This is a genomic window from Acidimicrobiia bacterium, from assembly GCA_040902765.1.
Classification (GTDB): domain Bacteria; phylum Actinomycetota; class Acidimicrobiia; order Spongiisociales; family UBA11373; genus DATKBG01.
Window position 1 is genome coordinate 157,997 of sequence record JBBDWO010000002.1, and the last position, 16,613, is coordinate 174,609.

Sequence of the window (16,613 nt, forward strand, 5' to 3'; positions counted from 1 at the left end):
CCATTCCCCTCGCCCCTCACTCCTTCCTCATCACCACCCCATAAACAAACCCGAACGGTCCCATCCGCCAGATCCTCTCCACCTTGAGCGGTGCGTTCGCGAACAACTGACTCGGCTGGGGGAGGCTGTCGAGGCTGCGGTGCAGGTAGCGGTACTCACCCGGGGCTCCCACCGACAGACCGACCAGCGGGAGGATCACCGCGGTCCCGGCGCGGTGGAGGGCTCGTTTCCACGCCGACTCGGGGCGCCCCAGGTCGACGATGGAGGCGACGCCTCCCGGACGCAGCACCCTTCTGATCTCGCTGAGCGTGTCGGGAACCGAGGTGAGATTGCGGAACACGTACGCCGAGAAGACCCCGTCGAACGTGCCGTCGGCGAAGGGCAACCGCTCACCGGCGGCAGCGACCCTCAAGTCGGCGTCATCGAGCGTCAACATCGACACCGCCGGGTCGAGTCCCACGATCTCGCGGTCGCCGAGATCCGGGTTGGCGGCGCCGGTGCCGGCCCCCAGGTCGAGGACCCGGCCCGGTGGAAGGTGGGCGATGGCGGTGCGACGCCAATGGCCATCGCGGCCAAGTGAGAGCAGGCGGTTGACCCGGTCGTAGCGGCGGGCGATCCGGGAGAAGACCTCCCGCCCGCTCACGGTGTGAGGGCGTCCAGGCCCACGAAGGGACGCAGCACCTCGGGGACCACGACCGTGCCGTCAACTCGCTGGTTGTTCTCGAGGATGGAGATGAGGAACCGACCGCTGATCGCCGTCCCGTTGAGCGTGTGGACCGGTGCCGTCCCATTGTCGGTGCGGTACCGCGTGCGGAGGCGCCGCGCCTGAAAGTCAGTGGCATTGGAACACGACGTGATCTCCCGGTAGGCCGACTGGCCGGGGAACCACGCTTCGATGTCGTACTTCTTGGCGTAGGGATCACCCAGTTCGCCCGCGCACACGTTCACCACGCGATACGGGATGCCCAGCGCCTGGACGAGTGACTCCTCAGTGGCCAGCAGCCGGTCGTGCTCATCCCACGATTGGTCGGCATCGACGAACGAGAACATCTCCAGTTTCTCGAACTGGTGGACGCGGAACATCCCCCGCGTGTCCTTGCCATAGGTGCCGGCCTCTCGACGAAAGCAGGAGGAGTAGCCCGTGTATCGCAGCGGAAAGGGACCCTCGAGGATCTCGTCACCGTGCATCGCCGCCAGCGGGACCTCTGACGTGCCGACGAGGAAGAGATCGTCCGGTTCGATGCTGTCGGTCCCCTCCTGGCTGACGCCGACGGCATATGCCTGCTCACGCCCCGACGGCAGGAAACCGGTGCCATAGAGCGCCGCCTCACGGACGAGCACCGGAGGCAGTACCGGAATGAATCCCTCGCTCACCAGCTTGCCCATTGCCCACTGGATGAGGCCGAAGTGGAGCAGCACTAGTTGGCCCTTCAAGTAGGCGAATCTGGAGCCAGACACCTTGGCCGCCCGCTCGGTGTCGATGATCCCGAGTGCCTCCCCGATCGCCAGGTGATCCAGGGGATCAAAGTCGAAAGCCGTCGGCTCTCCCCAGCGGCGGACCTCCTCGTTGTCGGCGTCGTCGCGGCCCACCGGAACCGACTCGTGGGGAAGATTCGGGAGCCGACTCCACTCGGCATCGAAGCGGGCGTCGAGCTCGTCGGCTTCGGTGAGGGCGGCTTTGTAACGCTCCGCTAGGTCGGCCATAGCCGCCACCGCCGCCTGCTTCTCGTCACCGGCGAGTCCGGCGATCTCCTTGCCGCGGCGGTTCTGCTCGGCGCGCAGTTTCTCCGCAGCGGCTCGCGCCTGCCTTCGTTCAGCGTCGCTCTCGGCCAAAGCGCGGATGTCCACCGCGATACCGCGCCGCTCCATGGCGGCGGCGAGTCCGTCAGGGTCGTTCCTCAGCAGTGAAACATCGAGCACGCCCCGGATGGTAGGAGAGCAGCAGGCAGCAGGCAGCAGGCAGCAGGCAGCAAGCTCAAGCTGCAAGCTGCAAGCTATTTCCCCAGCGCTCGCTCCACGGCGGTGCGCTCCTCGGGGGACAGCGGCTCTGTCCCCTCACCCCCTCGGATCATCTTGGTGAAGAACAGTGTCTGTCGGCTGCCCACCAGGAGGGTGATGACGAGACCGTCGCGGCGCTCGTTGAGGAGGGCGATGGACCGCGACAGGTGGCCGGTGCGCTCCTCGCTGGCGTCGAACGTGACCACGGCGGCATACCGCAGGGCGCCGGGGAGCCGCTCCGACAGCGAAGCCACCTGCGCCAGCACGGAGGCGACCTGGGGCTGGAAACGAGACACGGCGATCTCGACATTGCTCAGGTCCTCGTCGAGCTGCCGAACCGTTTCGAGAAGATCTCCGCCCCGCGTCTCGGAGACCTTTCGACTCTGACTGCTCACCATCCACAGCGCGGAGAAGCCCAGGACGAGGGCCGTGACCGCTATGGCGAGAGTGACCGTTTCCATCAGCCTGCAACGTTGACGACGAAGATCATCGAGACCGTATCGTTCTCGGGCTGCGCATCGCCACCGGGCACAGAGATGGTGATCTCGTAGTTGATCCCTGGTTCAACCGGCAGCGGTGCGAAGGTCACCGTCGTCGCCCGACCCGCCTCCAGCACCTCGATAATCCTGGTCTGCTCATGGAGCGCTCCGGTACTCGAGCGCAGACGCAGGGTGACATTGATCGCGATCTGATCGAGGTTGCCGCGATTGGACACGGTCGCCTCGGCGTTCAGGGTCTCGGTAGCCGGTACCACCGGGAGCCCGCCCTGGACCCCGAGCGGAGGAGGATCGAGCCTGATATCGGCAACGGCCAGATCGATCACCACACCCAGGTCGGGAGCCAGCAACATCCGTCGGGCGATCTCCCGTGGGTCGTACGCAGCTTCCTCGCCGGTCGGGATGAAGACGAGAGTCGGCAGTGGCTCCCCGTGCAGGCTCGTATCCAGATCGGCCACCTCGGAGAGGAAGCCGCGATAGGCGCGGTCCCCGACGCGCAGGTCGATGAACCCCCGCTGCAGGCCGGCGAGTCCCTCCTCGTCGACCGGATTCGCCGAGAGCAGGACCAAGCCCGACTTCACTTCGCTCAGGCCCGCCCTCCAGCTGCTGATGGCGATGCGCAGATAGAGGTCGGCGGCGACGAGCGACTCGGGTACCTCCGCCTCGATCAGCCGATCGAAGCCCGCGACACCAAGTGCCTCGAGATCGTTCATGGTCTGGACCATGCGCGCCCGGCTGAAGGTCTCGATCGTCGCGATCATGTCGGTGAACCCCTCGGCCATAGCCGATTCCTCGGTGACGACCTCGAACACGACATCCAGATAGCTCCGGGTGACGGCGCGCTCGCTCGCGGTCCGCGTCACCCCGAACGCCACTGCGACAAGGGTCAAGACCGTCACGGACACGATGATGGTGCGGCGGCGCCGGAGGCGCCTGCCGGTCGGGCTGTAAGACACGGGGTGGGCGAGGGGGGAGTTGAACCCCCACGAGCGTTAGCCCACAGGAACCTGAATCCTGCGCGTCTGCCAATTCCGCCACTCGCCCCGAGGGCGGCGCATCGTACCACGGCCCCAAATACAGCCCCCGGGCGCCGGTACCCTGACGGCATGGGAGTTGCGCGCGGCCTCGAACGGCGTCTGGAACGCCTCGTGGATGGCCTCGCGGCGCGTCTGTTTCGCGGCCGAATGCATCCGGTGGAGCTCGGTTCGATGCTGGTGCGGGAGGCCGACCTCGCCCTCGTCGACGGTCCGGCGGGTCCGTCGGCGCCCAATCGATACCGGATCACGATGGGAGGCGACCCGGTCGATACCGAAGTCCTGGAGTCGGTGACCGAGGAACTCGAGGCGTTCGTCGAGGACGCCGCAGCCGACCGGGGATGGCGCCTCGAGGGCAGGGCCACGGTGACGCTGCGCGTCTCCCCCGAGATGCGCGCCGGTGAAGTAACCATCGACACCGCCTTCGCAGCCGGACCACTGGAGCCATGGGCCGTACTGCACCCGCTGGATCCTCACGGGGAGCCCCGCATCCTTGCCCCCATCCGATGCCTGGTCGGACGCTCCAAGGACACCGACGTGCAGGTCGTGTCGGACACGGTGTCCAGGACACACGCCCTCCTCTGGCAGGAGGCAGGGGCGGCGTGGATCGCCGACCTCGACTCTTCGAACGGCACCTATCTCAACGGAACCCGCATCTCCGACCCTGCCGCCATCGTGAGCGGGGACGTCGTCACCTTCGGCGACGTCGCCTTCACGGTACGGGAGCCCTGATGTCGGCACTGTGGATCAACGCCTTCAAGGTGGCGTTCGTTCTGGGCCTCTATCTGTTCCTCTGGCAGGTCACCCGCGCCGTACGGACGCATCTGAGCGACCAGCCGACCCGCCGGGCCAGCGGGGACCTGCCGACGATCGCCGAGTCGCGGGTCATCGCCATCACCACCGGGAACGGCGGTCCCGTACGGCACATCGAGGTCCGCAATCCGCTGGTCGTGGGTCGCGGCGCCGTCGACGTCGTCATCGACGACCCGTTCGCCTCGGACCGCCACCTTCGACTGTCGATCGATTCTGGTCGCCTCCTCGTGGAGGATCTCGGCTCCACCAACGGCACCCTGGTCAACGATCGCCGGATCGACACACCGACCGCCTTGTCCCGCGGCGACAGCATCCGGGTCGGCACCACCACCATGGAGGTTCGATGAGCCTGCACTGGGCGTCACTGACCGACGTGGGTCGGGTCCGCGATCACAACGAGGACTCTGTCTGGCCCGAAGCCGGCACCGGGACCACGGATAGGCGACTGGTGGCGGGGGTCGCCGACGGAATGGGCGGCCACGCCGGAGGCGAGATTGCCAGCAAGACCGCCATCGAATCCGCCACGGGCATGGGGGGCAGCGCCTCGGTGCGGGTGCAGGCAGCCAACCTGGCCGTCATCGACACGGCGGCGCGACAGTCCCGGCTCGCCGGCATGGGGACCACCCTCACCCTGGCGATCATCTCGGAGGACGGGACCGCTGACATCGCCCATGTGGGCGACAGCCGGGCCTACCGGGTTCACGACGGTCGTCTCGAACAGATCACGACCGATCACTCCTACGTCGCCGAGATGATCGAGGCCGGGCGGCTTACGCCCGAGGAGGCTTCCGTACACCCCTACCGGAGCGTCGTCACCCGGGCGATCGGTCTCGACCCCGGGGTCGAGGTTGACACGCACCAGGTGCTCCTGGAGGCGGGAGACCGGCTGATTCTCTGTTCCGACGGGCTCACGTCGATGCTCGATGATGCCGCCGTCGCCGAAGTACTCGCCGGTCACGACGAACCCGGTGCGGCAGTCGCCGCACTCGTCGAGGCGGCGAACCTCGCCGGCGGGGCCGACAACATCTCCGTCGTGGTCGTGGACCGCGGGTGACCCGGCGCCGCCAAGCCGCCCTCATCGTCTTCAGCGCGGTCATCGCCGGTGCCGGTACGGCAGCGACCGCCATCACCCTGGGTCGCGAGGTCGTTTCGGACACGATCGGTGCGGTACTCACCCAACTTGGAGCCTTCGGCGCCGTGCTCTGGGCGATCACCCGCTGGGCTCCGTCGGCGAGCCGGCTGCTCCTGGCGCCGGCGGCCTTCATCACCGCGATCGGATGCATCGAGATCTACCGGATCGATCGTGACCTGGGTCGCATCCAACGGTGGTGGCTGGTCATCGCCGCCGTGGTCGGGGCAGCGGTCCTGTATCTCCTGCGCGACCGCGGGGTCCTCGTGCTGCGGCGCTTTCGCAACCTGTTCCTCTTTGCCGCCGTCGGCCTGCTGCTGCTCCCGCTCCTTCCCGACGGTCTGCCGCTCGCCGGAGCCGAGGTCAACGGATCGCGGCTGTGGGTCCGACTCGACCTCGGGGAGCGATCGATCAGCTTCCAACCCGGTGAAGCCGCCAAGCTGCTCATCGTGGTGTTCCTGGCCTCGTACCTGGCCGATCGGTGGCGCGCCCTGGCCGAGATGCCGCGACGGTTCCGAGCGCTGCGAATGCCGGAGCCCCGGCAACTGGCCCCCATCCTCATGGCGTTCGGCATCGCCGTCGTCGTCCTGGTGTACCAACGCGACCTGGGCGCCTCACTCCACCTGTTCGTCGTGTTTGTCGTCATGCTGTACCTGGGCACCTCGCGCCCCAGTTACCTCGTCGCCGGCGGAACCCTGGCCGCCGGTGGGATGTACGCCGCAACAACCACGTTCAGCCACGTGCAAGTGCGGGTGGAGGCATGGCTACGACCCTTCGACGACTACACCGGCTCTGGCTACCAGGCCGCCCAGGCCGTGTTCTCACTTGGGAATGGCGGTGTGTTCGGTACCGGACTCGGGTACGGCTCGCCCCATCTCGTTCCTGCCGCGGCCACCGACTACGTGTTCGTCGCCATCGTCGAGGAGTTGGGTTTGGCAGGGGGCCTTGCGGTGGTCGCCGCCTACGCGCTGCTGGTCACCGCCGGATTCGGGATCGCCCTGCGCAGCACCGACCGGTTCCGCAGCCTGCTGGCCGCCGGCCTGACGGTCACCATCGCCGCCCAGACCTTCATCATCCTCGCCGGTGTGCTGCGAATCCTCCCCCTCACGGGGATCACCCTCCCCTTCTCCTCATACGGCGGCTCCTCGCTCCTGTCCAACATGGCCCTGATCGCGCTGCTCGCCCGGATCTCGCACGAGGAGCGAGCGTGAAGGGCTCGATCCGCGGTGTGGCCGCCACCTTCCTCGCCCTGTTGGGCCTCACCGCGGTGTGGCTCACCGTCGGATCGACGTATGCCGGGAGCAGGTATGGCGACGACCCGCGCAACACGCGCACCGCCGTCGACTTGGACGGACCGCGGGGCCGGATACTGACCGCAGACGGCGTCGTCCTGGCTGAGGACGACGGCTCCCGCCGCTCCTACCCGCGGTCGAGCGGGTACGCGCACCTCGTCGGATATGACGACGGTGAGATAAGGACGGGCCTGGAGAGCACCCGCATCCGCGAGATGCTCACCCGGGACGACGGATCCCTCGAGGCCCTCCTGGTCAGCCTGACCGGCGGCGACCTGGGACCGCCCGACCTGCACCTGACGGTTGTCGATGCCCTCCAGAGAGCGGCCATCGACGCCCTGGGTGGACGGACCGGAGCCGTGGTGGCGATGGATCCGACGACGGGGGCGATCCTTGCCTACGTTTCCAGCCCGTCATTCGACCCGAACACGGTGGCTTCGGGCGCCCGGCACCGCGACGACCTCGATGCAACGACCGCCATCGATCGGGTGGCACATCGGCTCCTCCCGCCAGGGTCCACCTTCAAGACGATCGTCGCCGCCGCGGCGCTCGACCGGGGTGCCGACCTGGACACGCTGTTCGACGATGCCGCCGACTACACCCCACCAGGTGGTATCCCCATCAACAACGCCGTCGTCGGCCCTTGCCGCAACGGGACGATCACCCTGTTGGACGCCTTCGTCGTCTCCTGCAACACGGTCTTCGCCGAACTCGCGGTGGACCTCGGAGCCGGCCCGATCGTCGCCGCAGCGGCCAGATTCGGATTCAACGCCCGGATCCCGTGGGAACTCGGCAATGAACCCGGAGTCGTCCCTGCCGCCGCCGACCTCGACGCCGACACGCCGGCGCTCGCCCAGAGCGGCATCGGCGAGCGGGACGTGCGCGCCACCCCGCTGCTCATGGCCATGGTCGCCGCCGCGATAGCCAACGACGGGGTGGCCATGGCGCCGCATGTGGTAGCCACCCGCACCGCCCCGGACGGGACCGTGATCTCGCGGTACTCCCCGCAGTCATTGGGACGGGTCATTCCATCGGCAACCGCGGCACAGCTCGTCGAGATGATGCGCGCGGTGGTCGTCAGCGGCACCGGCACCGGTGCCACCGTCGGAGACGTGGCAGTGGCTGGCAAGACGGGCACCGCAGAAGGCGGCGGAGGTCCTCACGCGTGGTTCATCGGGTTCGGCCCGACCGACGATCCGAGAATCGCGGTCGCCGTCGTCGTGGAGGGCGGCGGAGGCGGCGGCAGGGTCGCGGCTCCGATAGCCGCACGGGTGATCGCCGCCTGGCGCGACTCGATGGGCTGACCTCCGCCTGAGCGGCCCGTACTGATGCTTGAAATCGGGCCGCCAGTACCATCCGTCGTCGTGGAGCTGCCCCGCGTCCTATCGGACCGTTACGTCCTCATCTCCCATCTCGCCCGCGGCGGGATGGCCGATGTCTACGTGGCCGAGGATCGCCGCCTCGGTCGCCGGGTGGCGGTCAAGATCCTGCACGATCAGTACGCCAACAGCGACGCCTTCGTGGAGAGGTTCCGACGGGAGGCACAGGCGGCCGCCGGACTCACCCACAAGGGCGTCGTGTCGGTCTACGACTGGGGAGAGGACGAGGGCGTCTACTTCATGGTCATGGAGCTGGTGCAGGGCCGCAACCTACGCGACGTCCTCAAGGCCGAGGGTGCCTTGCTGCCGCGCCGGGCCGCCGAGATCGGTCTGGAGGTGGCCTCGGCACTCAGCGCTGCCCATGCGTTGGGCATCGTGCACCGCGACGTCAAGCCCGCCAACATCCTGCTGGCACCCGACGGTTCGGTGAAGGTGGCCGACTTCGGCATCGCCCGCGCCTTCGACGACAGCGACCAGCTCACTCGCACCGGGGCGGTGATCGGGACCGCCACGTATTTCAGTCCCGAGCAGGCACAGGGCCAGTCGGCCGACTTCCGTAGCGACATCTACAGCCTCGGCGTCGTCCTGTACGAGCTGCTCACCGACCAGCCCCCCTTCGCCGGCGAGAGCCCCGTAGCCGTGGCCTATCAGCATGTCGAAAAGACACCGCCGAAGCCGACCGACATCGACCCGGCGATCCCACGGGGCCTCGAGGCCGTCGTGTTGAAGGCGATGGCCAAGAATCCGGCCGAGCGCTACCAGACCGCCGACGACCTGCGCCGCGACCTGCGGCGGCTCCTCGAGGGACAGGTTCCCGCGATCGCCACCGACGACGCCCCGACCCGCCTCATGGCGGCAGCGCTGGGCACCCCGCTCGCAGCGCCGCCCATGGCGCCGGAGCCGTTAGACACCGAGGCCGCCTATCGCGAACCGGGGCGCCTCGAACCCAGCACCATCGCCATCGGCGCGCTCGCGGCGGCGGCCCTGCTGGGGCTCGGGATCATGCTGCTGGTCCGCCTCCTCGGTCCCAGTGACGGGGGCATAGAGATCCCGGATATCCGTGGCCAGACGGAGGCGGTCGCCACGGCCAACTTGGAGGATCTCGGCTTCATCGTGACCCCCAAAACGGTCGCCGACGACGAACTCCCTGCGGGGATCGCCACCGGCACCGACCCGGCTGCGGGCGAGAGGCTGGAACGCGGCGACGAGATCACCCTGCTCGTCTCCGGAGGCCCGGCGAACATCCCGGTGCCCGACGTTCGCGACAGGACCCTTTCGGATGCCGAGGCTCTGATCCGCAGCGCCGGTCTGGAGGTGGGCACGATCCGCTACGAAGCGTCTGATGAAGTGCCTGCGGACACCGTCATCAGCCAGGACCCGCGCGCCGGAGACCTGGTCACGGCCTCCACCCCGGTCGACCTGGTCGTGTCGGGCGGGGCCGATGCCCTCATCGTCCCCGATGTGGCCAACCGATCCGAGGAGGACGCGCTGTTCGCCCTCCAGGAGGCCGGATTCGGCGCCGGACAGGTCCTGGTCGAGCGCCGTCCGCACGGCACCGTCGTAGAGGGATTTGTCATCGAGACCGTCCCCGGTCCGGGCGAGACGGTCCCCATCACCGGAACGGTCACCGTGTTCGTCAGCGAGGGTGCCGTGCCCACCGTGGTACCGAGTTCCGTGGGACTCACGCAGGAGGAGGCGACGACCCTCCTCGAAGAGTGGGGCTTCGTCGCCGTCCTCGGTTCGGAGGTCGGCATCGCATGGAACGACCCCAACGACGGCCGGGTCGCCGAGCAGTCGCCGCAGGCCGGTCAGATACAGGAGTTCGGTTCGGACGTGACCATTCGGATCGGTCGCGCCGCCACCGAAAACACGGTGCCGTCGGTCACCGGGAAGACCGAGGCCGATGCCAGGACCGACATCGAGGCGGCCGGCTTCGTGTTTGCCAAGGGTGCCGACACGCCCCTGGCTCCGGGTGACCCCAACATCGGCCGCGTCGCTTCGCAGAACCCCTCGGGCGGCAGTAGCAGCACCATCGGTTCCACCGTCACCGTGTCGATCGGCATCGAGGGGGCCGTGGTGCCCAACCTGTTCACCGGTGGTGCTGGCTCATGCACGATTGCGGTGACGCAGACCGTCGCACAGCAGCGAATCACCAACGCACAACTCACGATGAACGCATCGACGCTGCCCCCGGCACAGGATGAGTACTTCCTCAGGTGGGATACCACGGCCGCTCCCCCCAAATACGATCTGTCGTCGCGGCCGGACTGCGAGGGACGCACGGTGAGCCAGTCGCCCGCACCGGGCACCGTGGTCACCAAGAACTCTACGGTGCAGGTCTCGTTCGACCCGGTGCTAGCGCCGGCGGCCAAGGACATCTACGGTCGGACGATCACCGAAGTAAACGACGCCTACCAGCAGGCGATCGTATGGCTGGTCGGCACCACCAACGGAGGCGAGTGTCACGACGCCGTCAACCCGTCAGGACAGATCCGGCTGATCGATCCGGCACCCACCCAGGTGGTCCCGTTCAACCAGGCGCAGAGCCGGTACGAGGCGTTCTACTGGGTATCGGTCAACAACCCGGTGCGCCCGGCCTGCCCACCGCTGCCGTGACCCGGGGCAACCGGCAATCGGCAACCGCCCCTACACCCTCCCGACCAGGAAGTTCGCCAGCAGCTTCTTCCCCTCGGTCGTCATGATGCTCTCGGGGTGGAACTGCACGCCGATGACCGGGTGAGCTCGGTGGCGGACTGCCTGGACCACGCCCTCCTCGCTGGTGGCGGCGACCTCGAGATCCGATGGAAGCGTCACCGCCGCCAGCGAGTGATACCTGGTCGCGGTGAACGGGTTCTCGGTGCCGGTGAACAGACCCTTGCCGTCGTGGGTCACCTGTGAGGTCTTGCCGTGCCTCGGTTCGGGGGCAGTGGCGACCGACCCCCCATAGGCGACGACGATCGCCTGATGACCGAGGCATACCCCGAGCGTGGGGATCCTGTCCCCCAGCGTCTTTACGAAGTCGACCGAGTACCCGGCCGCCTCGGGGATGCCCGGGCCGGGTGACACCACAAGGGCCTCGGGTCGGTACTCGGCGAACGCCTCCTCCGGTCCGGCGACGTCGTTCCGGATCACGATGGGGTCGGCACCGAGTTCCCCCAGGTACTGCACCAGGTTGAAGGTGAAAGAGTCGTAGTTGTCGAGGACGAGCACCCGCATGGTCACCATCCCGGGACGGCCTGGTCGAACGCTACCCTCTGTCCCATGCCCAAGTCGAAAGGCCGGCGCAAGCCGAAGCGCCTCCACACCCCGCCCCCCGTGGCGAAGGAGGAGAAGGTGTCACCGCGCTGGTACCTGATCCTCATGTTCACGCTCATGGGGATCGGCGTCATCACGATCATCTTCAACTACCTGGGCCTCCTGCCCGGTGGTCAGCGCGGCCTGTTCCTGTATTCAGGGCTTGGCGCCATCGCCGCCGGCTTCGTGATGACGCTCAATTATTACTGAGAGCGCAATTCGCAATTCGCAATTCGCAGGAGGCGCAATCCTCGCCCCTCGCTACTCCTCATCCATCTCCTCGCGGCAGTGGCGGGGGGCCTTGGGGTCCGTGTCGGCTGCGTGGGTGACGACGAGGCGCAGCCCGCAGATCGAGCAGCGGTAGGCGACCGACACCTCCATCACTTCGTCGGGGTCGGGAGTCGGCTCCTGCGGGGTGGCGAGAAGCCGAACCGCCCACAGTCCGAGACGCCAGATGGCCAGCCCCCCGATGATCGCCAGGATGACCTCCACCCACCTCACGATGTGGCCAGCAGCTCCAGGATGGTCCCGTTGGCCATGCCGCCGCCTTCACACATCGCCTGAAGACCCCAGCGGGTGCCGGTGCGGCGCATCTCATGCACCAGGGTGGTCATGAGGCGTGCGCCGGAGCAGCCGAGCGGGTGGCCGAGGGCGATGGCGCCGCCATTGACGTTGACGCGGTCCCATGAAGCACCCGTCTCGTCGAGCCAGGCGGCGATCACGGAGGCGAACGCCTCGTTGATCTCGAAGAGCCCGACATCGTCCATGGTCAACCCACCCCGCTCCAGCACCTTGGTGGTGGCGGGAATCGGTCCGGTGAGCATCATCACCGGGTCGGTGCCGGCGAGGGAGAAGGCGTGGAACCGGGCCATCGGCTCGAGACCCAACTGCTCGGCGGTGTCCTGACCCATGATGAGCATGGCGGCGGCACCGTCGGAGATCTGAGACGAGTTGCCCGCCGTTATCCGGCCGTCGCTCTTGAACGCCGGCTTGAGGCCGGCGAGGGTCTCGGGTGAGCTGTCAGCGCGGATGCCCTCGTCTTGGTCCAGGACGCCGTCGGCGTGCTCGACGGGGACGATCTGACCGGCGAACCGACCCCCGGCAGTGGCCGTAGCGGCGCGCCGGTGGGAGTCGACGGCGATAGAGTCGAGGCGTTCGCGCGATGCCCCCCACTTCTCGGCGATCATCTCGGCCGAGATGCCCTGAGGTACGAGCCCGTGGCTGTAGCGGTCGAGCATCTTCGGACCGAATGGCATGCCCGGACCCTGTGATGCGGTGATCCCCATGGGCACCCGGCTCATCGATTCGACACCGCCGGCGATCACCACGTCGTAGGCACCGGCCATCACACCCTGTGCGGCGAAGTGAGCCGCCTGCTGGCCCGAACCGCACTGGCGGTCGACGGTGGTGCCGACCACCTCTTCCGGGAACCCGGCGGCGAGAGCCGCATTACGGGCCACGTTGAACGCCTGCTCACCGGTCTGGCTGACACAACCCAGGATGACATCCTCGACGAGTGATGGATCGACCCCGGTCCGCTCGACGAGAGCCCTCAGCGGAATCGACGCCAAATCAACCGGATGGATCCCCGCCAGCGATCCGTTGCGCCTCCCTACCGGCGTCCGAACCGCATCGACGATGACAGCGTTTCGCATGAGAAAGCCTCCATAGAGTCCACAGCTGCGACGCCTACGGCGCCGCCCGTGGAGATGAGGGGATTCGAACCCCTGACCCCCTGGATGCAAACCAGGTGCTCTGCCGGGCTGAGCTACATCCCCGAGGCACCCAATGTTACGGGTCTTTTCCCAGCAGCTGTCGATGTCGTCAGTCGCGCCGGTGCTCAGGGCCGATGCCTGGTTGGCCCTCGGGGGCTGCGCTCGCCCTGGGTGACACCGCGACAGCGGCCCAGGCGGCGGGCGAGGCCGCCGCGTACTACGAGGCGAAGGGGTACTCCGCAGGCGTCGAGCGAGCACACCGGCTGGTCGGCTTCGCTTGAGCCACTGATACTCCGCGAACCTTCTCGGGCCCATGTCTCAGCCCGGTTGCGACCGCGTCAGACTGCTTCCGCGATCGACCTCACGGAGGTAAGACCGGCGGACGATATCGGCCACCTCTTCTCCGTGCTTGTCTCTGAATCCGTCGACGACCCGAACCAAGTCGAATCTCGCCATTGCAGACTGCAGAATCAGACCTCCGGGGTGGTCGGGGTGGCGCGATCCGTAGCTCATAGCCACCCATCCTCCGAATGAGTGACCGAGCACGACCGGCTGGCTGATCTCTAGGGCTTCACAGAAGGCGCGAACCAGATCCCCCGCCCACTCAAAGGTCCAATCCTCGACTGGCCCCCAGTCGGAGCGGCCATGTCCGGGGCAGATCCAGGTAGACGACCTGAGCAAGCTCAGTCAGACGGGTGAAATCAGGCTTGAGGTACGAGTGGTCAAACCCTCCCGGGCCCCCGTGCAAGAGGACCACCGTTGGCCTGGTTCGCATCGTCCGCTGCTGGGAAACCAGGCCGGGACCGTCGATGTCGAACCAGAGACGGGTGCCCTCGACCCTCATGGCGAGATGTACCAAGATCACCGCGCACGACACGGGGCAGCCATCACAGCATCAGATGGATGCCACCAGCCGTCGCACGCAACCCTGCCCGGTCCCAGCGAGGAGGGCCCGACCCTCAGAGACCCTTGTACACTCTGCGCTTCTTCGGGGCCCATAGCTCAGCTCGGTTAGAGCGCATCCCTGATAAGGATGAGGTCCCTGGTTCAAATCCAGGTGGGCCCACAAGACCAGCTACCAGCCGACACACCGAAAAACCGCCTCTGAAAAGGGGAAACACTCCACATTCGCATCTCGCGTGGCCTCACGACGCTTGTTGCGGGTTGCACCCGTTTTCAGTAGTCTTGTGACACATACGTGACACAGACGGAGCCGAGCTGATCTCGGCGCGTAACGCACCGTTCGGAAAGCGATCAGGAACGGCACGTCATGACCGTTCGATCCCATGCCAGGGGCGGCACCTAGGATCCCTTGATGCGTTGGTCCAATCGTCTCGCCACATACGGCCTTGTGTTCTTCGGCTACGGCGTGCTCGCTGCGGTAGTCACGATCGTGGCCCGTTGGCCCGCGCAGTTCGGAGGTCCCGGTGATCCCGCGAACGTTGCCCAAGAGTTCATCTCTCGAGGCACGGCGGCTGCTCCCCCCTTGATTCCATTGCTCCTTCTTGGCGGAGCCGCTCTTCTCGTGCGCCATCGTGGCCGGTTGGGGATCGCCGCTGCCATCCTCCTACTTCTGTTAGGAGTCGTCTTCGTCATAGGCGGTTTCGGTGAAATCTTCGCTCCAGACCCGGCGACCGCGCCTCGTGTGGTGCTTGTCGTCGGAGGTCTGATCGCCGCTATCGGCGGTATCGCATTGGCGAGTCTCGGTGTCGCGGCACTTGTGGAGCGATTCAGGCGCGGTGCTTGATCAACGCAGTCGAGCAAGGCTCTCTCGGTTGAGCCTCTACTACAGATCACCCGATCTCGGACGAAACTGCCCATATCTGAGACCGCACCCGATCGGCACCTCGGCGCTCGCGTGCGGTCCCACATCGTATCGCTCACCGAGTCCCAGGCGATCGAGATGAACAGGCGTATCACCGGCCACACCTCGGAGTCGATCCTCGAGACCTGGGTCTGACAAGCCAGCGTGGCCACATCACTGGACGGAAGAGGCCAGCCAAAGGCTCGAACGGATGGCCGCGTGGTTTACCGTTAGGCTTCGCTGGTGCCCAACCTCGCTGAAATGAATCTCGAGCAACTCCATCGAGAGTGGATTGAGACCAAGATGAGGGTGTACACCCTCCGACCCGGTGTAGAGACACCGCTCTACACCGACGAGACAGCAGCCCGACACACCGCGGCAGAGCGTGAGCTGCTTCGGCGGGGATGCACTCAACAGGCTTCCGACTGGTGGGTTGGGCCCGACGGCCAGCCACTCTAAGACATCGGCGATCGGGTCCATCCTCCGCGCACGAAAGACGGAGCGCTCGACAACTTGATGTGCGCAAGTGTGCGCAGACCCAACCCAACCGATCCACGATTCCCCCCGTGATACCAACGGATCCCGGCGCTCGCGAGACCTCTCAGCGCATCCCTGATAAGGATGAGGTCCGTGGTTCAAATCCACGTGGGCCCACCAGGCAAACCCCCCAGAAACGGGGGGTGTTCCGTTGCGGGTCAAGGGATACGGTACCCAGCGGTCGATGGTCGGCATGGGCCATCGTTTGGATGGTTCTGCACTGTTTTCCCTGCAGGTGACAGGGGTGACACCGGTCGCCGACACCGTGGACAGCTGTTCCAGCCGATCCCCTAACGGGGCGTGAGAGCGTCGAGGAACTCCAGCAGCGCCTCCGTGAAGCGGTCGGGCTGCTCCCAGGTTGGGGAGGTGGGAACAGCCCTCAAAGACCTCCAGGCGGCCTCCCACCCGATCGGCGAGAACCCCACACGAATCCACCGTTGCCGGCTCGTCGAGGTCGCCGACGACCACCAGGGTCGGAACGCTCAGGCCATCGAGGCGGTCGACCGCGGGCGGCTTCAACGGCTGCGGAGTCCCCTCTTCCTTCTCGGCTCGGTAGTTGTCCAGGATCCACTGGTGGACCAGTGTGCGAAGCTCCGCGTCGACCCGGTCCTCGGGTTGGCCCGGTCCGTCGACCCACCACCGGGTCTCGAAGTCGGCGAGCCAATCCCACTCCTTCGCCTCCCACTTCTGCTCGACTTCCTCCCACATCTCGTCCTCACCCACGGCGGCCGGCGACTGATAGCCACCGATGCCACCGTCGACGACGACGAGCGCATCGACGCGATCGGGGCTCTCCAGGGCAAGGTCGAGGGCGATCATCCCGCCGCGCGACGAGCCGACGACGGTTGCGCTCGAGACACCTAGGTGGTCGAGGACGGCGATGGCATCGGCCCGGTTGGAGAACTCGACGGCCTCTGACTCGGTTCGTCCGAAACCCCGGGTGTCGTAGCGGATCACCCGGTGGGAAGCGGCGAGGGCGGGTACCTGGGGATCCCACATCCTCAGGTTGGCGATCCCGGCGTGGATCAAGAGCAGCGGGGGACCGTCGCCGTCGACCTCGTAATACAGCGAACCGCCGGGGACGGCGACGAAACCCGAGTCGGTCATGGCCGCGATGCTAC

At 67.0% G+C, this 16,613-nt stretch carries 17 protein-coding genes and 3 tRNA genes; 10 read left to right on the top strand and 10 right to left on the bottom strand.

Translation table 11 applies throughout. From position 1 onward, the window contains the following. Nucleotides 1–16: 16 nt before the first annotated feature. The 5 genes from WEA29_01060 to WEA29_01080 form a co-directional block, all read right to left on the bottom strand. On the bottom strand, nucleotides 17–643 hold the full coding sequence (locus WEA29_01060; protein ID MEX2322346.1) for a class I SAM-dependent methyltransferase: 627 nt from the start codon (nucleotides 641–643) through the stop codon (nucleotides 17–19). Then, nucleotides 640–1,920 carry a serine--tRNA ligase gene (gene serS, locus WEA29_01065; GenBank protein ID MEX2322347.1) on the bottom strand — a complete coding sequence of 427 codons (1,281 nt, stop codon included), beginning with the start codon at nucleotides 1,918–1,920 and terminating at the stop codon, nucleotides 640–642. Before serS ends, WEA29_01060 begins: the two co-directional genes overlap by 4 nt. A gap of 74 nt (nucleotides 1,921–1,994) precedes the next feature. After that, complete coding sequence (locus WEA29_01070) at nucleotides 1,995–2,459, bottom strand: DUF4446 family protein (GenBank protein MEX2322348.1); 465 nt, start codon at nucleotides 2,457–2,459, stop codon at nucleotides 1,995–1,997. After that, complete coding sequence (locus WEA29_01075) at nucleotides 2,459–3,394, bottom strand: hypothetical protein (protein MEX2322349.1); 936 nt, start codon at nucleotides 3,392–3,394, stop codon at nucleotides 2,459–2,461. The genes WEA29_01070 and WEA29_01075 overlap by 1 nt, the downstream gene beginning before the upstream one ends. A 61-nt stretch (nucleotides 3,395–3,455) precedes the next feature. Beyond that, nucleotides 3,456–3,539, bottom strand: a tRNA-Leu gene (locus WEA29_01080). Between the two features lie 62 nt (nucleotides 3,540–3,601). Between WEA29_01080 and WEA29_01085 the strand changes: the two genes are divergently transcribed. The 6 genes from WEA29_01085 to pknB are packed head-to-tail and all read left to right on the top strand — an operon-like array spanning nucleotide 3,602 to nucleotide 10,758. Beyond that, on the top strand, nucleotides 3,602–4,261 hold the full coding sequence (locus WEA29_01085; protein ID MEX2322350.1) for a DUF3662 and FHA domain-containing protein: 660 nt from the start codon (nucleotides 3,602–3,604) through the stop codon (nucleotides 4,259–4,261). After that, nucleotides 4,261–4,689 (top strand): FHA domain-containing protein, encoded by a 429-nt coding sequence (locus WEA29_01090; protein ID MEX2322351.1) that lies wholly within the window; start codon nucleotides 4,261–4,263, stop codon nucleotides 4,687–4,689. Before WEA29_01085 ends, WEA29_01090 begins: the two co-directional genes overlap by 1 nt. Then, nucleotides 4,686–5,396 carry a PP2C family serine/threonine-protein phosphatase gene (locus tag WEA29_01095; GenBank protein MEX2322352.1) on the top strand — a complete coding sequence of 237 codons (711 nt, stop codon included), beginning with the start codon at nucleotides 4,686–4,688 and terminating at the stop codon, nucleotides 5,394–5,396. Before WEA29_01090 ends, WEA29_01095 begins: the two co-directional genes overlap by 4 nt. Then, nucleotides 5,393–6,682, top strand: coding sequence for an FtsW/RodA/SpoVE family cell cycle protein (locus WEA29_01100; protein ID MEX2322353.1), 1,290 nt, complete (start codon nucleotides 5,393–5,395; stop codon nucleotides 6,680–6,682). Before WEA29_01095 ends, WEA29_01100 begins: the two co-directional genes overlap by 4 nt. Next, on the top strand, nucleotides 6,679–8,067 hold the full coding sequence (locus tag WEA29_01105; protein ID MEX2322354.1) for a penicillin-binding transpeptidase domain-containing protein: 1,389 nt from the start codon (nucleotides 6,679–6,681) through the stop codon (nucleotides 8,065–8,067). Before WEA29_01100 ends, WEA29_01105 begins: the two co-directional genes overlap by 4 nt. A 60-nt stretch (nucleotides 8,068–8,127) precedes the next feature. Next, a complete protein-coding gene (gene pknB / locus WEA29_01110) occupies nucleotides 8,128–10,758 on the top strand; it encodes a Stk1 family PASTA domain-containing Ser/Thr kinase (GenBank protein MEX2322355.1) in 2,631 nt (876 codons plus the stop codon). A gap of 30 nt (nucleotides 10,759–10,788) precedes the next feature. Here pknB and WEA29_01115 read toward each other — a convergent pair whose 3' ends face one another. Beyond that, complete coding sequence (locus WEA29_01115) at nucleotides 10,789–11,358, bottom strand: aminodeoxychorismate/anthranilate synthase component II (protein MEX2322356.1); 570 nt, start codon at nucleotides 11,356–11,358, stop codon at nucleotides 10,789–10,791. 45 nt (nucleotides 11,359–11,403) lie between these two features. On the opposite strand from WEA29_01115, the gene WEA29_01120 reads away from it, so the two are divergent. Then, nucleotides 11,404–11,646, top strand: a complete 243-nt coding sequence (locus tag WEA29_01120) for a cell division protein CrgA (GenBank protein ID MEX2322357.1) — start codon at nucleotides 11,404–11,406, stop codon at nucleotides 11,644–11,646. A 51-nt stretch (nucleotides 11,647–11,697) separates the two neighbouring features. Here WEA29_01120 and WEA29_01125 read toward each other — a convergent pair whose 3' ends face one another. The 3 genes from WEA29_01125 to WEA29_01135 all read right to left on the bottom strand — a co-directional run bounded on the left by WEA29_01125 (nucleotide 11,698) and on the right by WEA29_01135 (nucleotide 13,214). Beyond that, entirely contained in the window at nucleotides 11,698–11,937 is a 240-nt protein-coding gene (locus WEA29_01125; protein ID MEX2322358.1) for a hypothetical protein, read from the bottom strand. Then, entirely contained in the window at nucleotides 11,934–13,091 is a 1,158-nt protein-coding gene (locus WEA29_01130) for a thiolase family protein (protein ID MEX2322359.1), read from the bottom strand. The genes WEA29_01125 and WEA29_01130 overlap by 4 nt, the downstream gene beginning before the upstream one ends. A 49-nt stretch (nucleotides 13,092–13,140) precedes the next feature. Beyond that, nucleotides 13,141–13,214: transfer RNA gene (locus WEA29_01135), tRNA-Ala, on the bottom strand. A gap of 71 nt (nucleotides 13,215–13,285) precedes the next feature. Between WEA29_01135 and WEA29_01140 the strand changes: the two genes are divergently transcribed. The 3 genes from WEA29_01140 (at nucleotide 13,286) to WEA29_01150 (ending at nucleotide 14,898) form a co-directional block, all read left to right on the top strand. Continuing rightward, nucleotides 13,286–13,432: a hypothetical protein gene (locus WEA29_01140; GenBank protein ID MEX2322360.1), complete on the top strand. Its 147-nt coding sequence runs from the start codon at nucleotides 13,286–13,288 to the stop codon at nucleotides 13,430–13,432. A 710-nt stretch (nucleotides 13,433–14,142) separates the two neighbouring features. Beyond that, a tRNA-Ile gene (locus tag WEA29_01145) sits at nucleotides 14,143–14,217 on the top strand. 249 nt (nucleotides 14,218–14,466) lie between these two features. Then, nucleotides 14,467–14,898, top strand: a complete 432-nt coding sequence (locus WEA29_01150; GenBank protein ID MEX2322361.1) for a hypothetical protein — start codon at nucleotides 14,467–14,469, stop codon at nucleotides 14,896–14,898. Nucleotides 14,899–15,129: 231 nt separating this feature from the next. Here WEA29_01150 and WEA29_01155 read toward each other — a convergent pair whose 3' ends face one another. Then, nucleotides 15,130–16,599, bottom strand: coding sequence for an alpha/beta fold hydrolase (locus tag WEA29_01155; GenBank protein ID MEX2322362.1), 1,470 nt, complete (start codon nucleotides 16,597–16,599; stop codon nucleotides 15,130–15,132). Nucleotides 16,600–16,613: the final 14 nt, after the last annotated feature.

Excerpts from the sequence above, each read along its gene's own strand:
- WEA29_01070 (MEX2322348.1), bottom strand. The coding sequence starts at position 2,459 with ATGGAAACGGTCACTCTCGCCATAGCGGTCACGGCCCTCGTCCTGGGC.
- WEA29_01085 (MEX2322350.1), top strand. The coding sequence starts at position 3,602 with ATGGGAGTTGCGCGCGGCCTCGAACGGCGTCTGGAACGCCTCGTGGAT.
- WEA29_01090 (MEX2322351.1), top strand. The coding sequence starts at position 4,261 with ATGTCGGCACTGTGGATCAACGCCTTCAAGGTGGCGTTCGTTCTGGGC.
- WEA29_01095 (MEX2322352.1), top strand. The coding sequence starts at position 4,686 with ATGAGCCTGCACTGGGCGTCACTGACCGACGTGGGTCGGGTCCGCGAT.
- WEA29_01115 (MEX2322356.1), bottom strand. The coding sequence starts at position 11,358 with ATGCGGGTGCTCGTCCTCGACAACTACGACTCTTTCACCTTCAACCTG.
- WEA29_01120 (MEX2322357.1), top strand. The coding sequence starts at position 11,404 with ATGCCCAAGTCGAAAGGCCGGCGCAAGCCGAAGCGCCTCCACACCCCG.
- WEA29_01130 (MEX2322359.1), bottom strand. The coding sequence starts at position 13,091 with ATGCGAAACGCTGTCATCGTCGATGCGGTTCGGACGCCGGTAGGGAGG.
- WEA29_01140 (MEX2322360.1), top strand. The coding sequence starts at position 13,286 with ATGCCTGGTTGGCCCTCGGGGGCTGCGCTCGCCCTGGGTGACACCGCG.
- WEA29_01150 (MEX2322361.1), top strand. The coding sequence starts at position 14,467 with ATGCGTTGGTCCAATCGTCTCGCCACATACGGCCTTGTGTTCTTCGGC.
- WEA29_01155 (MEX2322362.1), bottom strand. The coding sequence starts at position 16,599 with ATGACCGACTCGGGTTTCGTCGCCGTCCCCGGCGGTTCGCTGTATTAC.